Annotated in this window: 16 protein-coding genes and 3 pseudogenes; 13 read left to right on the top strand and 6 right to left on the bottom strand. The window is 47.3% G+C overall.

Annotated features, from left to right (window positions below; genetic code table 11):
• Positions 1-60: 60 nt before the first annotated feature.
• The 9 genes from ACL9RM_RS02310 to ACL9RM_RS02350 all read left to right on the top strand — a co-directional run bounded on the left by ACL9RM_RS02310 (position 61) and on the right by ACL9RM_RS02350 (position 10,959).
• A complete protein-coding gene (locus ACL9RM_RS02310; RefSeq protein ID WP_250266840.1) occupies positions 61-1,080 on the top strand; it encodes an LLM class flavin-dependent oxidoreductase in 1,020 nt (339 codons plus the stop codon).
• A 233-nt stretch (positions 1,081-1,313) separates the two neighbouring features.
• Entirely contained in the window at positions 1,314-2,207 is an 894-nt protein-coding gene (locus ACL9RM_RS02315; protein WP_039271609.1) for an ABC transporter ATP-binding protein, read from the top strand.
• A 12-nt stretch (positions 2,208-2,219) separates the two neighbouring features.
• Positions 2,220-3,023 carry a hypothetical protein gene (locus ACL9RM_RS02320; RefSeq protein WP_250266839.1) on the top strand — a complete coding sequence of 268 codons (804 nt, stop codon included), beginning with the start codon at positions 2,220-2,222 and terminating at the stop codon, positions 3,021-3,023.
• 87 nt (positions 3,024-3,110) lie between these two features.
• Positions 3,111-3,587: a glutathione peroxidase gene (locus ACL9RM_RS02325; RefSeq protein ID WP_039271605.1), complete on the top strand. Its 477-nt coding sequence runs from the start codon at positions 3,111-3,113 to the stop codon at positions 3,585-3,587.
• A gap of 390 nt (positions 3,588-3,977) precedes the next feature.
• On the top strand, positions 3,978-5,339 hold the full coding sequence (locus tag ACL9RM_RS02330; protein ID WP_069290565.1) for an FAD-dependent oxidoreductase: 1,362 nt from the start codon (positions 3,978-3,980) through the stop codon (positions 5,337-5,339).
• A gap of 387 nt (positions 5,340-5,726) precedes the next feature.
• On the top strand, positions 5,727-6,560 hold the full coding sequence (locus ACL9RM_RS02335) for a formate/nitrite transporter family protein (RefSeq protein WP_155765235.1): 834 nt from the start codon (positions 5,727-5,729) through the stop codon (positions 6,558-6,560).
• A 371-nt stretch (positions 6,561-6,931) separates the two neighbouring features.
• Positions 6,932-9,064 carry a molybdopterin-containing oxidoreductase family protein gene (locus tag ACL9RM_RS02340; RefSeq protein WP_414126176.1) on the top strand — a complete coding sequence of 711 codons (2,133 nt, stop codon included), beginning with the start codon at positions 6,932-6,934 and terminating at the stop codon, positions 9,062-9,064.
• A gap of 46 nt (positions 9,065-9,110) precedes the next feature.
• Positions 9,111-10,361 carry an MFS transporter gene (locus tag ACL9RM_RS02345; RefSeq protein WP_069290563.1) on the top strand — a complete coding sequence of 417 codons (1,251 nt, stop codon included), beginning with the start codon at positions 9,111-9,113 and terminating at the stop codon, positions 10,359-10,361.
• Between the two features lie 103 nt (positions 10,362-10,464).
• A complete protein-coding gene (locus ACL9RM_RS02350; protein ID WP_039271600.1) occupies positions 10,465-10,959 on the top strand; it encodes a GNAT family N-acetyltransferase in 495 nt (164 codons plus the stop codon).
• A gap of 96 nt (positions 10,960-11,055) precedes the next feature.
• On the opposite strand, the gene ACL9RM_RS02355 is transcribed toward ACL9RM_RS02350, so the two are convergent.
• A complete protein-coding gene (locus tag ACL9RM_RS02355) occupies positions 11,056-11,604 on the bottom strand; it encodes a GNAT family N-acetyltransferase (protein WP_028540721.1) in 549 nt (182 codons plus the stop codon).
• An 84-nt stretch (positions 11,605-11,688) separates the two neighbouring features.
• A complete protein-coding gene (locus tag ACL9RM_RS02360; protein WP_039271598.1) occupies positions 11,689-12,414 on the bottom strand; it encodes a hypothetical protein in 726 nt (241 codons plus the stop codon).
• 207 nt (positions 12,415-12,621) lie between these two features.
• On the opposite strand from ACL9RM_RS02360, the gene ACL9RM_RS02365 reads away from it, so the two are divergent.
• On the top strand, positions 12,622-14,301 hold the full coding sequence (locus ACL9RM_RS02365) for a glutamine--tRNA ligase/YqeY domain fusion protein (protein ID WP_250266836.1): 1,680 nt from the start codon (positions 12,622-12,624) through the stop codon (positions 14,299-14,301).
• Between the two features lie 180 nt (positions 14,302-14,481).
• Here the strand turns inward: ACL9RM_RS02365 and ACL9RM_RS02370 are convergent.
• Positions 14,482-15,704: pseudogene (locus tag ACL9RM_RS02370) on the bottom strand (MFS transporter).
• A 197-nt stretch (positions 15,705-15,901) separates the two neighbouring features.
• Here ACL9RM_RS02370 and mobA point away from each other — a divergent pair.
• Both mobA and ACL9RM_RS02380 read left to right on the top strand, forming a co-directional pair.
• Positions 15,902-16,582, top strand: coding sequence for a molybdenum cofactor guanylyltransferase (mobA, locus tag ACL9RM_RS02375; RefSeq protein ID WP_039271594.1), 681 nt, complete (start codon positions 15,902-15,904; stop codon positions 16,580-16,582).
• A gap of 85 nt (positions 16,583-16,667) precedes the next feature.
• Positions 16,668-17,282: a LysE/ArgO family amino acid transporter gene (locus tag ACL9RM_RS02380; protein ID WP_039271593.1), complete on the top strand. Its 615-nt coding sequence runs from the start codon at positions 16,668-16,670 to the stop codon at positions 17,280-17,282.
• Positions 17,283-17,293: 11 nt separating this feature from the next.
• Here the strand turns inward: ACL9RM_RS02380 and ACL9RM_RS02385 are convergent, their stop codons facing one another.
• Together ACL9RM_RS02385 and ACL9RM_RS02390 are read right to left on the bottom strand one after the other, a co-directional pair.
• Positions 17,294-17,551, bottom strand: a complete 258-nt coding sequence (locus ACL9RM_RS02385; protein ID WP_250266835.1) for a DUF3592 domain-containing protein — start codon at positions 17,549-17,551, stop codon at positions 17,294-17,296.
• A 170-nt stretch (positions 17,552-17,721) separates the two neighbouring features.
• Positions 17,722-17,907 (bottom strand): annotated as a pseudogene (locus tag ACL9RM_RS02390) (VOC family protein); the annotation flags it as partial.
• 2 nt (positions 17,908-17,909) lie between these two features.
• Between ACL9RM_RS02390 and ACL9RM_RS02395 the strand changes: the two are divergent.
• Positions 17,910-18,107 (top strand): annotated as a pseudogene (locus ACL9RM_RS02395) (Lrp/AsnC ligand binding domain-containing protein); the annotation flags it as partial.
• Positions 18,108-18,212: 105 nt separating this feature from the next.
• Here the strand turns inward: ACL9RM_RS02395 and ACL9RM_RS02400 are convergent.
• Entirely contained in the window at positions 18,213-19,145 is a 933-nt protein-coding gene (locus ACL9RM_RS02400; protein ID WP_250266832.1) for a 1-phosphofructokinase family hexose kinase, read from the bottom strand.
• Positions 19,146-19,175 lie beyond the last annotated feature (30 nt).

A 19,175-nucleotide genomic window follows, 5' to 3' on the forward strand; every position in this document is an offset into this window, starting at 1 on the left:
TGGCTACGCGTGCTATAATTAATGCCTATCCTTATTCCCAAATAGAAAGGTCAGACTTTTATGATAAAACTCAGCATTCTTGACCAATCTCCGGTATCGGAAGGCATGACGCATGCACAAGCATTACAAAAGACCGCTGAGCTTGCTATAGAGGCGGAACGCTTGGGTTATCATCGCTTTTGGGTATCAGAGCATCATTCTGCCGCAAATCTCGCAGGCTCCAGTCCGGAGGTACTGATTTCACATCTGGCCGCACGTACCTCAACCATTCGAGTGGGGTCGGGTGGTGTGATGCTGCCCCATTACAGCGCTTATAAAGTAGCGGAAAACTTCCGTGTGCTGGAGGGATTGTATCCGGGACGCATTGATTTAGGCCTGGGACGAGCGCCCGGAGGCATGCCCATTGCTACCAGAGCCCTGCAAGAAGGCAAAATGCGAGGTGGTGTAGATCTATACCCTGAGCAGTTGGATGACCTGTTAGCTTATTTACATGACAGCACGGGCAATAATCACCGTTTCGGTTCGCTACAGGCGATGCCGCTTATAGAAACTGTACCGGAAATGTGGTTGCTCGGCTCCAGTGGTGATAGCGCAGGTTTGGCAGCCGAGCGTGGCGTGGGCTTTGCGTTTGCGCAGTTCATTAATGGTGAAGGCGGCACAGGGGCTATGAAGGAATACCAGGAAAGCTTCCAGCCTTCCCAGCATAGTGACCAACCACGTTCGCTTGTTGCCGTATTTGCGATCTGTGCGGATACCGAAGAGGAGGCGAATCGGTTGGCTTCCAGTATGGACTTGTCTCTTGTTCTATTAGAGCAGGGAATGCGCTCCGCTGGAACACCTTCCGTCGAAAAGGCACTGGCGTATCCGTATACGCCGTTTGACCGGATGCGGATTCGTGAGAATCGCAAACGTATGGTGGTCGGTTCGCCCGAACAGGTGAAGCGTCAGATTGAGCAGTTAAGTAAGGACTATAATGCACAGGAGATCATGGTTGCGAGCATTATTCACGACTTTGATGCCAAAATAAAATCTATACGTCTCATGGCTGAAGCATTTGGACTGTCTTCTATACAGTCATAATGCGATTCGCCGGATTTAAAAAAGATCACAGCTTCGAGGAGCGGTGATCTTTTTTTGAATTTTTTGAGGGAATATTGGATGATATGCACTGTATGATATAGGAAATAAACCAGTTAACACTTGATAATGATTATCAATATCTTTATTATATAAAGATAGAATGAAGTTTTGATGAAAGTCGTGCGTTAAGCCCGTGACTATATATATTGGATAAGGGAAAGGGATGATTCCAAATGTTTCGTCTGAAAACGGCAAATCTGGATATTGCTTATGAAGATCGATTGATTGTAGAAGATCTAAACGTAGAAATACCGCAAGGGAAAATCACAGCCTTGGTGGGCGCAAATGGTTCTGGTAAGTCCACCATTCTGAAGACGATGGCTCGCATCATGAATCCTAAGGGCGGCAGTGTTCTGCTTGACGGTAAATCCATTCATAAGCAATCCACCCGGGAAGTAGCTAAGCAGTTGGCTATTTTGCCACAAAATCCGACTGCACCGGAAGGATTAACCGTGACGGAACTGGTATCTTACGGACGTTTTCCCTATCAAAAAGGTTTTGGTTCCATGAAAGCGGAAGATCGCAAAATGGTGGAGTGGGCCATTCAAGTAACGGGAATGAGCGAGTTCCACGATCGTCCGATTGATCAGCTTTCTGGCGGTCAGCGTCAGCGTGCCTGGATTGCTATGGCGCTTGCGCAGGATACGGATATTTTGTTTCTAGATGAGCCGACGACATTTTTAGATATGGCACATCAACTGGAAGTGCTGCATTTGCTAGAGTATCTAAATACTTCGGAGAAGCGCACCATTGTTATGGTCGTGCATGATTTAAACCATGCCGCCCGGTATGCTCAGCATATGATTGCAATCAAAAAGGGGAAGGCCGAGGCGGTAGGAACTCCAACAGAGGTTATGTCCCCTGATGTGCTGCGTGAGGTGTTCGGGATCGAGGCGGATATTGTAACAGATCCTCGTACGGGTGTACCGCTCTGTCTTCCGTATGCTTTGGCTGGACAGCCTGCGGTGAGCCAAGCAGTAAAAGAAATGAATGTGGAAGATAAGAAACTCGTGGGTTCTGTTGCTGAGCGACGTGATGCTAGAGCACAAGTAGCGGCAAGAGGTTAAAGAGGACATACCATGAAACCACTGGATTACGATCAGCTTGAGCAACTAGCGAAAATAGTGAGAGTCACGCCGGAGGATGCAGTATATTCCGGGCCAGTGGCCGAATGGCTTGAACCAGAGAAGATCCGTTCTGTGATGGAGTATTATGGCGATCTTCTGCGTGCTGAAGACGATTTAACCGCAGCCGTTTATTTTGTGAACCAGTTGCGTGGTCTCGTGTTTGCACAGCATTTTATGGTGTCACTGTGTGAACGCCGTTTGGATCTGTCCGTATCTAATCTCAGATTTCATATTTGTTATGAAGGTCAATATCCCTCTATTAGCATCCAGGTCATCGATCTCACAGAGCTGGACAATACGCGGAACAATGGGGATGACCATTCTTCCGAACAGGCTCAGCAAGTGTTACGTGACTTTTACAGTTTGCAGATGCGGCCCATAATGGAGGCAATAGCTGCAGTGGGAAGCGCATCTATTGGGCAAATGTGGGGACAGTTTCCGTTGACATTGCTGTATTTTAAGGATAGAGTACAGCCATCGTTGACTGATCCTCAGGATGTGGAGCGCTTTGAACAAGATTATATTTATGTGACACGTGAGCTGAAGGGAGAGGTATTCGGACGTAAAAGAAATCCGTTTACGGTTCGTCTCATTGAATTGGACAATCCTTACCGCCCCGGTGAAAATACCTACATGAAACCGTCCTGTTGCCAATATTACAAGACAGGTGGAGGCCAGCGGTATTGTTATGCTTGCCCAAAAATGTCCGCTTCCGAACGTGAAGAACGCAGACTCGAAGTGATGGCATCACGGTAAAGGATCTGCGGATGTTGGCATGTCCGTCACGTTTTGGTTAAAATAGGTTATGTAACCTAAACCAAGCGACACGAAGGAGGATGCTGTATGTCTGTTTATTCACATAATGCCGTAACACCAGCGAATCAGGAGGTTTCTCTGGATACTTACACCGGTAAGGTGCTGGTTATTGCGAATACCGCCAGTAAATGTGGACTTACCCCGCAATATGGGGATTTGCAAAAGCTTTATGATGAATATAAGGATCGGGGATTAGTTGTATTAGGCTTTCCTTGCAACCAATTTGGCGGTCAGGAGCCGGGCAGCAGCGAGGAAGCGGCTGAATTTTGCCAACTGAATTACGGGGTTAGTTTCCCGGTATTCGCCAAAGTGGACGTCAACGGACCGGATACAGCGCCTCTGTTTGAATATTTGAAAAAGCAACAGCCTGGAGAACAGGAAGATGGAACAATTCAGTGGAATTTCACGAAATTCATTGTGAATCGTGAAGGTGTACCTGTGGGTCGTTTTGAACCGAAGGAGTCACCAGAAGCGATGAAAGCAGCCATTGAGCAATTGTTATAGTAGCTTTGCCTTAACTCCAAAGTATATGTTTAAAAAGGTCTGATTTCCTGCGTGTCTCCGGGAAACGGACCTTTTTTTGTTCTCTACATGTGCATTTGTTTAAGGGGGGCGCATCATGTGAAAGTCGATTCCAAGGGCATAATCAGGGGGCTTACAGGGAAAACTGAATGGAGCAAAAAAATATTTCAGCAAACCGTTGATTTTGTATATCCTTTCTTTTTTAAATGTGGACAAATTGTGAATATCACGAAAAGCTATTGTAATGTGAAAAATATCACACTATAATAAGCGCATGAAGTGAAATAAATCACAAACGCAAACGAGCTGTTTACGTGAAACTATTCACAATTATTATACATTTTATGCCCACACACCAAGGAGGAATTTTACATGAAAGTAGCAGTTATCGGATGTACACACGCAGGCACGGCAGCTATCGTCAACACAGCTAAATGTTATCCAGATGCAGAAATTACCGTTTACGAGCGTAATGATAATATTTCATTTTTATCTTGTGGTATTGCCCTGTATGTAGGTGGTGTCGTTAAAGATCCACACGGCCTGTTTTATTCGTCTCCAGATCAACTGTCTGACTTGGGTGTAGTGACCAAGATGCTTCACGAGGTAACGAGTGTGGATACGGCAGGCAAGACGCTGCATGCACGTAATCTCCAAACAGGTGAAGAATTTACAGACACATTTGATAAATTGATTGTGACCACAGGATCATGGCCCATTATTCCAAAGCTGGAGGGCATTGAACTTGATCATATTTTGCTCTGTAAAAACTATAATCATTCCAATGATATCATTGAGAAAGCCCAGCACGTACAGAACATTACAGTCGTCGGGGCTGGATACATTGGTGTTGAACTGGTAGAAGCTTTCCAAATGAACGGTAAAAACGTAACGCTGATCGACAGTGCTGATCGTATATTGAATAAGTATTTGGACCATGAGTATACAGACCGGATTGAAAGTTCCCTGAAGGAACATGGCATTAAGCTGGTACTTGGCGAAACGGTGAGTCGTTTTGAGGGTACGAACGGTAAGGTGAGTAAAGTCGTGACCTCTAAAGGAGAATATGAAACAGAGCTTGTTATTCTCTGCATCGGTTTCCGACCTCAAACGGATCTGCTCAAAGGTCAGGTAGATATGTTGCCTAACGGTGCGATCATTGTGGATAACTATATGCAAAGTAGCTGCCCGGACGTGTTTGCAGCAGGTGATAGTTGTGCAATCCGCTATAATCCGACAGGTAAAACGGCTTATATCCCTTTGGCAACCAACGCAGTTCGTATGGGTACGCTGGTAGCACGTAATCTGGTACAACCAACGATTGCCTACATGGGAACCCAAGGAACTTCGGGTATCAAAATTTACGAAGACAATATCGCAGGAACAGGCTTGACGGAAGCGGCGGCAACGGACGAAGGCATGACTGTAGAAGCTGTAACCATTGAGGACAGCTACCGGCCTGAATTTATGCCAACCTCCGAAAAGGTATTACTGAAAGTGGTATATGAGCAGGAGACACGAAGAATTTTGGGGGCTCAAATTATGTCGAAGGTGGATTTGACGCAATCCATTAACACACTATCCGTAGCCATTCAAAATCATATGACCATTGACCAGTTGGCCTTTGTCGATTTCTTCTTCCAGCCGCATTATAACAAGCCTTGGAATTTCCTGAATGCAGCAGGCTTGCAAGCATTGCCTACAATATCCGAACGGAACCCAGTTACTGTATAATTAGATTTGTCTGTGACATTGTTCATAAGTTTGTCAACAATCTGAGACGTACGGACGAATCCTTATAGTACAATATAGAGTAGCATAAGGATTAGGGGGTAAGTAGCTTATGGATTTGTTTTATATCCTTTTTCTTGTAGTCGTGGCCCTGGTAGGCCTCGGTGGAGTTATTTGGTTCTTGAGAGCAGTTGAAAAGGAAGAATACAACTAAATGTAAAGCGCGTAGTAGCGCAGTAGATGTAATAATACAGAAAGACAGTCCTTTTTCCAAGGGCTGTTTTTTTTATAGTTGAGAAAGTGATTTTTTTCACAAACATAATCACTGATTTTAAATAAAATATGAAAGAAGAATATTTTAGTAAAAAGATATTAAAGGAGCGGGGACATATGGCGAGCTATAAACCGGGGCAAATTGCTGAAAAGACGGTGGAAACAGGAGTGGCCAAGGCGAACAACCCGTGGACTGTGGCGGTGGTACTGGGATTTTTGGCAGGTGCATTTATTGCACTCGGTTTTTTGCTGGATATACGTGTTATTGCAAGTGCGCCTAAAGAATGGGGAAGCATTGCCACCTTTATTGGAGCTGCGGTGTTCCCCGTAGGTCTGGTATTAGTTTTGATCGCCGGCGGAGAATTGCTGACCGGCAATATGATGGCGGTCCCTTTGGCGAGATGGGCAGGACGGATTAAGACAGGAGCCTTGCTTCGTAACTTGGCGATTATTACGCTCAGTAATTTTGCAGGTGCGTTATTCGTTGCATTTTTCTTTGGGCATGTGCTGGGTTTGACAGAAACGGGCCCTTATCTGGACAAAGTGGTGGATATGGCAGGACATAAGCTACATGAAAGCTTTTTGCAGTCTTTTATATCGGGTATAGGATGTAACTGGCTCGTAGCACTGGCTGTATGGCTGGCATATAGCACAGACTCTATCGGTGGCAAAATTATGGGCATTTGGTTTCCAACAATGGCCTTTGTCGCTATTGGATTTCAGCACGTTGTTGCCAATATGTTTCTCATTCCGGCGGCTATTTTTGCAGGCCACTTTTCGTGGGCAGATTATGTTATGAACTTCATTCCGGTCTGGCTGGGGAATTTGGTAGGAGGTAGCCTGTTTGTGGCTGGAGCCTACTGGTTGGCCTATTTGAAAAAGCCTCAAACCAACGCACTTCCAGCGAATGAATCTCCAACTACTTCTTCGGTTGCACATCAAATCCGTTGAGTGGTCCTGCTTAATTACGGTACTTTAAACAGCAATGAACAAAGCAAATCCGCCATGACAGGCCCGGGGGAACGAAACCTGTCATGGCGGATTTTTTTGGGAGTGGTCCATGATTTGGCATGGAGGATGAGTGTGCTCTCGTCCCATAATGCCTTGATCTCTTTTACCCTCGGTAAGATATGATGAAACAGGATGTTGAAAAAAATTATGATTCTAAAAAAATCCGTTTTGCTCTATGCAGCAGACGGATTTTTTAATATTTTGGAGAGCGGCTGTGTGGGAAAATCCTTCTCTTGCCATAGGCCAAAGCTGTGGATATGATAAGATCAGTGTAATTTTTGGAAACGGTAACGGAAAGGAGCATCAACACTATGGATCATCGTAATAGCGCGCCTCCTGAGGCCACGCTTCAACAAGACTTACAAATGGGGCAGCGGATGACGGAGCAGCAGGACGGTATTTTTCCAGCTGTATGCCCGTTAGATTGCCCGGATACGTGTGGGCTCCTACTTCACAAGGAAAATGGAAAGATAGTCAAGGTGACTGGGAACCCGGATCATCCTATTACCAAAGGGGCTATTTGTAACAAAGTTCGCAATATGACGGAGCGGGTATATGATCCTGATCGGGTGCTCTATCCGTTGAAACGTATAGGCCCCAAAGGAGAAGGGAAATTTGAACGTATTAGCTGGGAGGAGGCAGTCGATACCATTACAGGTCGGTTCAAGGAGCTGATACGTATGGACGGACCGGAATCTATTCTTCCCTACAGCTTTTATGGCAATATGGGCGTATTGAGTGTGGATGGAATGGACCGCCGATTTTTTAATGCGCTGGGTTCAAGCCAACTGGATCAGACGATATGTAGCGTGGCAGGGAATGAAGGCTGGGCGTCCGTTATGGGTTTTAAGGGCGGCACCAGCCCGGAGGACACGGAGGATGCAGACCTCATTATTGTGTGGGGTGGAAATGTCATTAGCACGAACATGCATCAGGTCGTTTTGGCTGAGAAAGCACGTAAAAAAGGTGCTAAGGTGGTCGTTATTGACGTTCATCGCAACCGGACGGCGCAATGGGCGGATTGGTTCATTCCGTTATATCCGGGGACGGATACGGCGCTCGCGCTGGGTGTTATGAATGTGCTGTTCGCTCAGGGACTGACGGACGACGAGTTTTTACATCGCTACACGGTAGGCCATGAGGAACTGCGCGAGCATGTTAAGACATATACACCAGAGCGAGTTTCGCGGATTACCGGCGTACCGGAAGCGGATATCATCCGTTTGGCGGAAATGTACGGAACTGCGCGAGCAGCGTATATCAATATCGGCAATGGGCTTCAGCATCATGATAATGGCGGTATGAACGTACGTGCGGTTACATGCTTGCCTGCGCTCACTGGACAATGGCTGAAGCACGGCGGGGGAGCGTCACGCTCTAATGGCGCTTATGGCAAGTTTAACGGCGCCAATCTGGCGCGTCCTGATCTGCGACAGAATCCGGATGCACGGGTGATCAACATGAATCGGATCGGAGAAGCGCTGCTACAGAAGGAACAGCCGATTAAGGCGTTATTCGTATACTGCAGTAACCCGGTAGTTGTAGCCCCCGATTCGGAACGGGTGACTGAAGGATTCGGACGAGAGGATTTGTTCACAGTCGTTCATGACCTGTTTCTTACGGATACGGCCCGTTATGCCGATATTGTGCTGCCTGCAGCGTCTTCCTTTGAAGGTACAGACCTATATAAATCCTACTGGCATCACTATGTTCAGATGCAGGAACCCGTCATTGCTCCACTCGGGGAAAGCAAAAGCAATTATGAGCTATTTAGCCTGCTTGGACGGGCTATGGGCTTTGACGAAGCTGCCTTTACGGAAAGTGAAGAGGACATGATAGTGGGCGCGCTTGATAATTCAACGAACCCTTATCTCAACGGTGTAACTTTGGAAGCCTTAAAGAAGTCACCTTTTGTAAAGCTCGATATGACGCCAAAGGCTACTTATTTGGATCGTTTAACCACGCCTTCAGGCAAGATTGAGTTGTATTCGGAAAAAATGAAACAAGCAGGTCTGCCCGCGATGCCTTCTTATGTGCCGCTGATTGAAGGGTACGACGGAGAGCATCGACCGCAAGCGGACGAGCGGTATCCATTAATGTTTATTTCACCGCCAAACCATAATTTTCTGAATTCTACTTTCGCTAACTTGCCCAAGCATCAGCGACTGGAGCGGGAGCCCTTGCTACAAATTCACCCGGAGGATGCTCAGACAAGGGACATCGCGGATGGGGACCCGGTTACCGTATGGAATGATCGGGGGACGTATGAGCTGAAAGCGAAAGTCACCGATCTAATGCTGCCCGGTACAGTGATTAGTCAGGGATTATGGTGGGAAGGCAAAGGACGCAGACAGCGTGCCAATGTGTTAACCTCTGATCGACTGTCGGATATGGGACAGGGGGCTACTTTCTTCTCAACGGTGGTGAATGTGAAGCGCCAATGAGATAATGCCTTTTATGGTGTCAGATGCAAAAGGAGAAACAAAAGATATGAAATGGTTGGAGTCTTATCCGAAAGAAGTGAAAGTGTTTCTCGTTGCTAGTCTGATTAATTCCGCTGGAAGTTCCCTGATGTGGCCGTTGGTTAGCATGTATGTGTTTGACGAGCTAAACCGTAGTATGGGAGATGCAGGGATTGCGATTTTAGTGCAATCTCTGGGCGGAATTTTTGGTCAAGTGCTGGGCGGAGCCCTCTATCACCGTATTGGAGCCAAGAAACTGATTGTTGGCTCACTCGCGATGAACGCGCTGGGACTTCTCGCGCTTCCATTTACCAGTGGTCATTGGGTAGCGTTTGTCATCATGATGGGCTTTATCGGCTTTTTTAATGTCGTATCTGTGCCTGCGATTCAGGCCTTTGTAGGTTTTCGTTTTGCTGACCGTCGTGGTGAGCTGTTTAATATTATTTATGTCGCTAACAATATTGGGGTTGCAGTGGGTACGGGATTGAGTGGCGTTCTGGCTGACCTTTCCTATCAGCTCAGCTTCGTGATGAACGGAGTGACTTCTGCGGTATTTGCCGGGTTCTTCTGGTCTTATCTAAGCAGGGTGGATCGGGAAGAGGGAGAAGTGCAGCTCAGTAAGTCCGTGAAAAAAAGAGAGGAAATACCAGCTCGATTACTGTTTCGTGATACCAGACTGTATCTCTTTGTGGGGTTAGGTTCGCTTTTTTTATGGTTCGGGAATTCGATCTGGAATACAGGAGTGTCTCCCCATATTATTGAGCAGGGCTTGCCTAAAACGATGTATGGATTACTATGGACACTGAATGGTATCCTTATTTTTGCCGCACAACCCATTATTTTTTGGATAAAACGACTGTACGCTCATCACGCTTCAGCGCAAATGACATGGGCCGGAGGATTTTATTTGGCGGCTTATATTGTCATGCTGGGCACACAGAACTATACTGGAATGATATTCGCTATGGTTCTGGCGACCCTGGGAGAAATGCTGATTGCACCTGCCGTTCCAGCATTCCTGTCTGATCATGGAGGTCGGGGTGCACCCTTTTACATTGGGCTTGTGGGGGGCATTGGCGCAGCCGGACGGGTAATGGGGCCTTATATTATGGGGAAGTTGTATGATGGCGGTGGGTTACCGCCTACACTTTGGCTGGCATCAGGCGTAGCGGTGTTGTCGATCCTGTTTTTCGTCTTGCATAGCTGGTTGAACCGTTTCCGGCATCATTCGGATACTTTGGATACTACGACGTCCAAGGTGGATGCTCCCAGTTCTTAAGTCCTAATAAAAGTGCAGTAATATGCTGTGATTATGGTACAATAGTGACGGATGGTTGTAGTTATTGCTTCAGGAAAGCCTTCACAGGAAGGATTGAAAGGAATTGTTTACAAGTCAACCCTTGACGATACGTCATTCGGAGATGAAGGATGCTCCTGATCTGATCGCGCTGGATGAATTGGTATGGAATGAACGCACGGCTCCCGCTTCATTGTCTTGGAAGTCGCGTGGAGAGTTTCTGCGCAATACGCCTCCAGGCTCTCAACTGGTTGCCATCGAACAGGAAGTACTCTGCGGCTATATTGGATTTCGTCCTCCAACGCTGTTGGCTAGTAACTGTCATGTACTCGAAATAAATATAGCTGTACATCCAGCTTATCATCGCAAAGGTATTGGGACGGCCCTCATGAACTCCATGAAGGACATTGCAGCTGCGGAGGGCATACGTAAGTTGAGTTTGCGTGTACTCTCATGCAACACGGAAGCCCTTATGTTTTATGAAAAAAGCGGTTTCGCGATTGAAGGACGTTTGCATGAGGAGTTTTACATAGCAGGCCAATTCGTAGATGATGTGTTAATGGCCTATTTCTTAAAATAGGCGGGAGGCTACAGACAGCAATTCGTTGTATGCCCGGCCTAAACCAACAACGCCGCAGACCTGATCAGGTCTGCGGCGTTGTTGTACAATACAATATTACCGTAGTTGCTTCCATTCATTTTGGAGCATACCGTACACTGCGTGGTTCATGTAGCCGTCGGGCAGCAATTCCGCTTCGCGTACAATGCCTTCGAGCACAAAGCCCAAACGTTCTGGAATACCGCGGCTGCGGCGGTTCGTAGTTGCGCAACGGATTTCGACCCGATGCAAGTCCAGCTCCATCAAAGCATATTCAACGAATACGCGGCAGGCGCTAGTCATTAGACCTTGTCCTTCGTACCCGTGTCCAAGCCAATATCCGATGCTAACGGAGCGGTGAGTCCAATTGATCTCATGGTAGCTGATGATGCCAGCAAGCTCGTTGTCTATCCAAATTCCGGCGGTCAGACTACCGTTCTCTGCGGCTTGTTTCAAGGCGCCCTGCACGAACTGCTCTGTGTGGCTGATTTCCGTGGTAGAGTCTACCCATGGAAGCCATTGACGCAGGCGGTCACGGGACATTTCGATCAGCTCAAACAGAGGCTGCACATGCTCCTTGGTGAGCGGCCGAAGGACTGTGCGTTCGTCCAACGCATATGTAAACATGATTGATCCCCTCTTTCACTCGGAAAATCGCTAAACCAGCCAGTCTAGCATTTAATCCCATGCTACCTTATTCTGCGAGAGTCGTCAAAAGGGAGAGGAAGCTTCAAATTCAATAGGTCCCACCCGGAACCGTTCATGCTCGTATACATATTTTAGATCCAAATCCCCTACAAATTCGGTTGGGGATACACTGCCAGATACAGTGGCTTGCAGAGGAAGCTGTTCAGCATCATACATTACGACAGAGCTAAAATCGAGATACTTTGTAAATTGGGCTGGATCATCGTAAAATACGGATGCTTTAGGGTTTATCGTGTGTGTAACACCGTCAATCGTGACAGCAATATGAACCTGGCGGTTGTGGTCACGTAGCTCCACTGAGCTATGTACGCGCTGGGACACAGCATCTACTGCCGATTCGACCGCATATTCTTCCATCGTGCGTGCGTTAACAATATGCAATTCCTGCAATTCGACACCCGTTCCCGAGGCACGCGTGAGGATCACGACGGCTTCACGGACACCATCCCCGTTCACATCCCTGTAAAATAATTGTGGTGCGGTGGAGATATCCGCCGAGCCTGACCATCGGAATGTGCGGCGTTGCTGGCCGATTTCCAGTACAGCTGATTGGAATAATCCCTGTGACGGATTAACGGCATATAAGCGGACGGATGAGTCTTCTGGAGCGCTGGCTAGCGGACGAGATTGTACGGTTTCGTTCACTGGGTCCGATGAAGGATGGCCGGAAGTCATGACGGAAGAGGACAAAAGCATAGACAGCAGGATCACAATGAGCAGCTTAAACACGGGTGGGTCTCCTTTTCCGGGCAAAATAAAAGATATATACACTATAACGAATTTATTTGCCGAAAATGTTAACTCTTTTTCATAACTTGTCACTTTTTTTGCTGAAGAGAGCATAAGGATTTTCATTTTATTGAGTTATGCGGTGTGAAAGGGTATATTTAAGGGAACAGGTTTTACACAGATTATACGGAAGAAAGGTTGATTAGCGTGGAGAAGCCGATCACTCCCCCCAATTTTATTAAAAATGTTATTGAAGAGGATTTACGTACGGGTAAGGTAAAGGAGGTCGTTACACGATTTCCGCCTGAACCAAACGGATATTTGCATATTGGACATGCCAAAGCTATCTGGATCAATTTCTCGTTGGGAGATGAATTCGGAGGACGCACAAATTTGCGTTTTGACGACACCAATCCGGCGAAGGAAGACACGGAATACGTGAACTCCATTCAGGAGGACGTGAAGTGGCTCGGTTATGAATGGGAGGAAAAACATTTTGCCTCCAATTATTTCGAAGAAATGTACAAGCGTGCCATCCTGCTGATCCAAAAGGGTAAAGCCTACGTGGATGATCAAAGCGCGGACCAAATCCGTGAAACTCGTGGCACATTGACCGAACCGGGGCAAAATAGCCCTTATCGGGATCGCAGTGTGGAAGATAATCTGAAGCTGTTTGAAGAGATGCGTGCAGGCAAATACCAAAATGGTGAAAAGGTGCTGCGTGCCAAAATTGATATGGCTTCAGGAAATATTAATTTACGTGATCCGGTTATTTACCGCATTTCACACACAGCACATCACAATACAGGCGACACATGGTGTATCTATCCAATGTACTCCTATGCTCATCCGCTGGAAGATGCGATTGAGGGAGTAACGCACTCACTCTGTTCGCTGGAATTCGAAGATCAGCGCCCGCTGTATGATTGGGTTGTAGCTGAATGTGAGATGGAAAAGGTACCGCACCAATACGAATTTGGACGGCTGAACCTGGCTCAAACCGTAACCAGCAAGCGTAAGCTCAAGCTTCTGGTCGATGAAAAGCACGTAGATGGTTGGGATGATCCGCGTATGCCGACGATTTCCGGTTTACGTCGTCGCGGCTACACGCCGGAAGCCATCCGCAGCTTCGTATATGAGACAGGCATTTCCAAAGCCTACGGAGTCATCGATTTGCAGGTACTGGAGCATTTTGTACGTGAGGATTTGAAGCTTAAGGCACCCCGCACCATGGCAGTCATAGATCCGTTGAAGGTGGTTATCACAAACTATCCTGAAGGACAAGTTGAAATGCTGGAGGCGGAAAACAATACTGAAAATCCGGAACTCGGTACACGTCAAATACCGTTTTCCCGTGAGATTTATATCGAGCGTGAGGACTTCATGGAAAATCCGCCAAGCAAATACTTCCGTTTGTTCCCTGGTAATGAAGTACGTCTCAAGCATGCCTACTTTATTAAATGTAACGATGTGATTAAGGACGCAGACGGAAATGTAACGGAAATCCACTGTACCTATGATATAGAAACCAAGAGCGGATCAGGCTTTACTGGACGTAAAGTGAAAGGCACGATCCACTGGGTAGAGGCTACTCAGGCTGTACCTGCCGAATTCCGTTTGTATGAGCCTTTGATTAACGCAGAGAACACGGAAGAGATTGAAGAGGATGCATCGGAAAAAACATTCCTTGACCAATTGAACCCGAACTCTTTAGAAATTGCTCATGGTTATGTCGAGCCGAACATGAAAGAAGCTCAATCACAGGACAAGTTCCAATTTTTCCGTCATGGTTATTTCAGTGTCGATCCGAAGCTTTCCCAACCGGGTAAGCCTGTATTTAACCGTGTTGTATCGTTGAAAAGCTCTTTCCAATTGCCTAAGCAATAGGCTGGTGGAAAGTGTGGGAGAGATGGTAGCTTCGTGCGACCAAGTTGAAAAGGAGTCTGCCGTCGGCAGACTCCTTTATTTTACGCATGCACACTCTTTATACATGATCATTGACTTGACGATACTCTATTGTCTTTGCTAACGAGCCAGAAGGGAGGATAGCTCATTCCTCTAGTGTTGTTAAGGGGCTTCTTCTATTCGTTTGTGCCCGCTGGCAGTCCTGGCTGATAACCGTTCTTGTACAGCATATACCACATGATAGCGAATCCCGCAGATCCAAGTAGGGCGAAGAACACCCCTGCATGGTACATCATTTCTCCACCAAAGTTCTGGAATAGCCATCCTCCCGCAAAACCTGCTACGATACCGGATATACCACTCCAGGTCAAGGTATATACGGCCTGTCCGGATGATCGGTATGCTGCAGGGGTAAATAGGACGGTCAACTGGGTGCCTACATAGAAGTATCCACCGAAGGTGACGCAATGAAGTGCCTGAATGAACACAATCTGAATCGGGTCTGTGGCCAGAGCCATCAGTTCCCAACGTAAGGCAAACAGCAAACTGACGAGTGCCAAACAGCCGACCATCACAGTCATTCTTTTCTTCAAGAAGCGATCAAACAGCAAAAATACAATAATTTCGAATACCGATGACATAAAAACAGCAAAACCAAGCATCTGTTTGGACCCACCCAGCTCGGTGATGTACAGGGACATAAAGGCGCTGTTGATCGAATTCGGGATGGATACAAGGATGCCCAATAAAATAAAGGATATAAAGTATCCGTTCATTAAAACACTGCCAAAGCCGCGTAAATGGATGGTTGCTGTCTCCACAGTGCTTTTCAGTGGTGGAATCGACAAGGTGCAGATCAAAGCAGCCAGAAGAAGTACCGTAAAGATGGTGGATATGCTGGATATCCCCGTTTGGTCAATAACTATGCCGGCAACTGCTGCTGTCACTGCCCAACCGAAAGAGCCCCATATACGGAATGCACCAAATTTCCGGTCTGTGCCCTCAATATAACTGAGAATCAGGCTGTTGCTTTGCGCAAATAAAGGGCTTTGGAAAAAATAAAAACCAATCATCGAAACATAAATCATGATATACGTATGGACATGAAACAAAGCTTGTAGCAATAACAAGGTACCTATAATCATAAATAGCAGAATACGTCGGAGGTTACGGCTCCGGTCGCTTGTATAGCCCCAAAAAGGGTTCGCAAATACGGATACAAAAGGCCCGATGGCCATCAGACTCCCGATCTCCAGCTTGTCCATGCCGATATCTTGCAGATACAACGGGAAGAAGCTGGAGAAAATGACCATAGCTCCATATAGAAAAAAATTATACAGTTTTAAGGAATATAGAGGAGTCTCTTGAATTTCTCTCTTTTGCAAGACAAGCCATTCCTTTCTTAGCCCGATAGAGAACTGCGCATCGATGCCGATCTGTGGGGAGGTTCTTTATTCCAATGTATCATGTGTTGAAAGGGTTAACAAACCAATAAATTAACAATTATGTAATAATTAAATTTTGTTCAAAAATTCATATGCATATTTGCAATTGTTTTCTGAAAAAAAAGGAGGATTTATTTATGAAAGTGACTGGTATTATCGTCGCAGGAGGACGTTCCAGCCGAATGGGACAGGATAAGGCTTTGCTTGAGATCAATGGAGCCACTATGCTTGAACGGACGTATACTACATTGCAGCAGGTTGCCCAGCGGGTTGTAATAGTCACTCGTGACAACCAAGGATATGGTCTGAGTGGTATGGAAACTGTGTCTGATGTTTTTCCAGGTATGGGACCCCTAAGCGGTATTCATGCGGGATTATCTGCATCTACTACGGAGTGGGGAATGGTTGTCGCTTGTGATATGCCTTTTATACAGCTAGAGGTGCTGCAAGACCTGCTCGTTGTAACTGAGAAATGGACGGAGTTGCATGGAACGACGGAACCAACATTGCAAGCAGTAATACCTTCTATGGATGGACGTATACATCCGTTGCTGGCTGTGTACCATCGGAGCGTGCTGCCGTCTGCCGAGGAATGTTTGCGCAATAGACAGCTTCGTCTCACCGATTGGTTGAACAAGCTGAACGTTCGTTATGCGACGGTAGAGGATTTGCCGCGGGTGAGTGAAGACATGTGGCATAAGGCCGCGTTCAATATGAATAATCCGCGGGACTACGAGCTTGCGTTAGAGCAGTTGAAGCATAGTGTACAACAGAACACGCAGAACGTGAAGAATTTAAAGGAAATACGAGAGGATTAGAAACGTACAAGCTTCCTGCGCGAGGACTATTTAGGAGAGCAAATACTAGAGAAATATGATGGACTAAATTTGGGGGAATATAATTATGCTGGAAGCTATTATCCATGCTGTTTTATTGGCATTGGGATTGATTTTGCCTTTGGGGGTACAAAATGTATTTGTATTTAATCAGGGGGCGTCCCAGTCGCGGTTTCGCAATGCACTGCCTGCTGTCATTACAGCGGGTGTCTGTGATACAATCCTGATCACGCTTGCGGTTGGGGGCGTGTCTCTTATTTTGCAGCAATTTCTATGGCTCACGAACGTACTCTATGCGGCGGGCTGTTTGTTTCTGCTGTATATGGCCTGGACTTTATGGAGATCGAAGGCAGCTTCCTCGGGAGAAAGTCAGGCGATGCGGCCGAAACGCCAGATGATTTTTGCCGCTTCGGTATCGCTATTGAATCCACATGCCATACTCGACACGGTTGGCGTAATTGGAACCAGCTCCCTCCAATATGACGGCGGGGAACGCTGGGCCTTTGGTCTGGCCGCCGTGTCCGTATCTTGGATATGGTTTATCGGTCTGGCAACGGCAGGGCGTCTCGTGGGACGTATGGATTCAGAAGGGAAGTTTGGGACTGTGCTCAACAAAATATCGGCACTGATTATTTTAGGCCTGGCAATGTATATGGCGATAAATTTTATTACCAGTATGTGATCCAAACCTGGTTAGAAGAAAAATTTCAATACAGCGAATACCCCGCTCAAAGCAAAGGGAACACCGATCAAAAACAGCATAAAGGCCAGACAGCCTGCACCATTTACACCGCCTGCAATTCGGGCGTCCCGAGGGTTAGATGGATTGTATAATACCTTAATCTTGCTGCCAACCCGGTTGAGGCTTAGGTTGGTGCTATAGATGAGTAGCAGTCCAATCAAGCTGAACAATGGCATCAGCAATTCGGAACTAAAATGAAACCAATACACATTGAAATCAATTGAGATGATAATCTACTCCTTTAAACAAAGCGATAATCAATATATCGGATGTTTTTTAGGAACCGTTTAATTCTTCCATAGAGATAACGACAGAGCTGTATGGAATATAAAAAGATCCTACTTCACCGGGAAGTGGATTTTTTTAATAGCTATGAGAATTACTTATTGCTAGATAAGGACATATCAAAATCAACATCCTCGATAAATTCGATAACCTCACCATTGGGGCTGTGGACTAATGCATTTGTTACAACTAGAGGAGGTTCGCCAAGTGTAAGCTGATTGGGTTCCACAAAGGTTCTTGCTCCGTGGGTAAGGGCTTTTTGATATATTTCATCCACATTAAGAGTTGGTTGAATTTTGTAGAGAGGCGAAGGAAGTCACTGATTTATTTCGCATCAGTGGGGAATTTAATTATCTCATTAAGGTACAAACCGCGTCGGTAGAGGAAATTGCAGAGCTTCAGGATTCATTAGTTAAGCTGGGGCCTTCGAAGTCGCATATTTGTATGAAAAATATACTGGAAAACAGGGTTTTGCTGTAAGCAACTCGAAAACCCACATTTGGAATATAGAGCATTCGGAATAACTGTATTTGTGAAATGAAGATAAGCGAATGCTTGGATAAAATAAAAAAAAGTGACGCTGAATTACAACAGCGTCACCGTAATGCCCTGCTCCAGACGCTTCACGTCCTGGAGCTCGATCTTCCCGGCCATGGCGTGCAGAGCTGCCGCTGTGCCGCAGGCCGCTCCCTGCCGTAGCATGGCAGGGAGATCCAGCCCCGTAGCTGCGCCGGTGACCAGCCCGGCGACCATAGCGTCACCGCTGCCGAGCGCGCTGACAATGTCCGCGTCTGGCAGGCTCACGCGGTAGCGCGCATCGTGCGTTACCGCCAGCGCCCCGCGCGCGCCGAGCGAGATGACGGCCAGCTGCGCTCCGGCTTCCAGCAGCTTTGATGCCGCTGCTTCAGCGGCATCCGGGCGCGCGGCGTCAATTCCCGCGAAGCGAGCAGCCTCGTCCTCGTTAGGCTTCACGAGGTCGGGCTTTCCGCGCAGCCCCAAGCGCAGCGCCTCACCGCTCGCGTCCAGCGCTACCCGCGCGCCGCGCGCCTTCGCCAGCGTGCACAGCTCGGCGTACAGATCGGGCGGGCAGCCGGGTGGCAGGCTGCCGGAGAATACGACCCAAGCCGATTCCTCGGCAAGGGTCTCGATTTTGCGCCGCAGTGCGGCTAATTCAAGCGGCCCAACGGTCGGTCCGCTCTCAATCAGCTCGGTCTGCGTGCGCGCGGACGGGTCGAGCACGGTAATGGCGAGACGGGTCTCCCCATGTGCCGTTTCAATGAAATCAGCGCTTACGCCTTCTACGCTCAACCCGTCAATGAGCAGCCGTCCGGTGTGTCCGGCAGCAAACCCGGTCGCTCGTACAGGCTCGCCTAGCGTGCGGATGACGCGGGCGGCATTCACGCCCTTGCCGCCCGGCACCGTCAGGCCGCCTTCCATGCGGTGGACGGCATTCAAACCGAAGCCTGCAACCATGTAGATTTTATCCACAGCCGCGTTAAGCGTTACGGTGGTAATCACAAGGCATCACTCCTTTAAGATCAGCAATTT

This window comes from Paenibacillus sp. S29 (genome assembly GCF_049319765.1).
In the GTDB taxonomy this organism is placed as follows: Bacteria; Bacillota; Bacilli; order Paenibacillales; family Paenibacillaceae; genus Paenibacillus; species Paenibacillus polymyxa_B.

Bases quoted from the DNA above. Each gene is read 5' to 3' on its own strand.
- ACL9RM_RS02310 (WP_250266840.1), top strand. From the start codon at position 61: ATGATAAAACTCAGCATTCTTGACCAATCTCCGGTATCGGAAGGCATG.
- ACL9RM_RS02315 (WP_039271609.1), top strand. From the start codon at position 1,314: ATGTTTCGTCTGAAAACGGCAAATCTGGATATTGCTTATGAAGATCGA.
- ACL9RM_RS02320 (WP_250266839.1), top strand. From the start codon at position 2,220: ATGAAACCACTGGATTACGATCAGCTTGAGCAACTAGCGAAAATAGTG.
- ACL9RM_RS02325 (WP_039271605.1), top strand. From the start codon at position 3,111: ATGTCTGTTTATTCACATAATGCCGTAACACCAGCGAATCAGGAGGTT.
- ACL9RM_RS02330 (WP_069290565.1), top strand. From the start codon at position 3,978: ATGAAAGTAGCAGTTATCGGATGTACACACGCAGGCACGGCAGCTATC.
- ACL9RM_RS02335 (WP_155765235.1), top strand. From the start codon at position 5,727: ATGGCGAGCTATAAACCGGGGCAAATTGCTGAAAAGACGGTGGAAACA.
- ACL9RM_RS02340 (WP_414126176.1), top strand. From the start codon at position 6,932: ATGGATCATCGTAATAGCGCGCCTCCTGAGGCCACGCTTCAACAAGAC.
- ACL9RM_RS02345 (WP_069290563.1), top strand. From the start codon at position 9,111: ATGAAATGGTTGGAGTCTTATCCGAAAGAAGTGAAAGTGTTTCTCGTT.
- ACL9RM_RS02355 (WP_028540721.1), bottom strand. From the start codon at position 11,604: ATGTTTACATATGCGTTGGACGAACGCACAGTCCTTCGGCCGCTCACC.
- mobA (WP_039271594.1), top strand. From the start codon at position 15,902: ATGAAAGTGACTGGTATTATCGTCGCAGGAGGACGTTCCAGCCGAATG.
- ACL9RM_RS02380 (WP_039271593.1), top strand. From the start codon at position 16,668: ATGCTGGAAGCTATTATCCATGCTGTTTTATTGGCATTGGGATTGATT.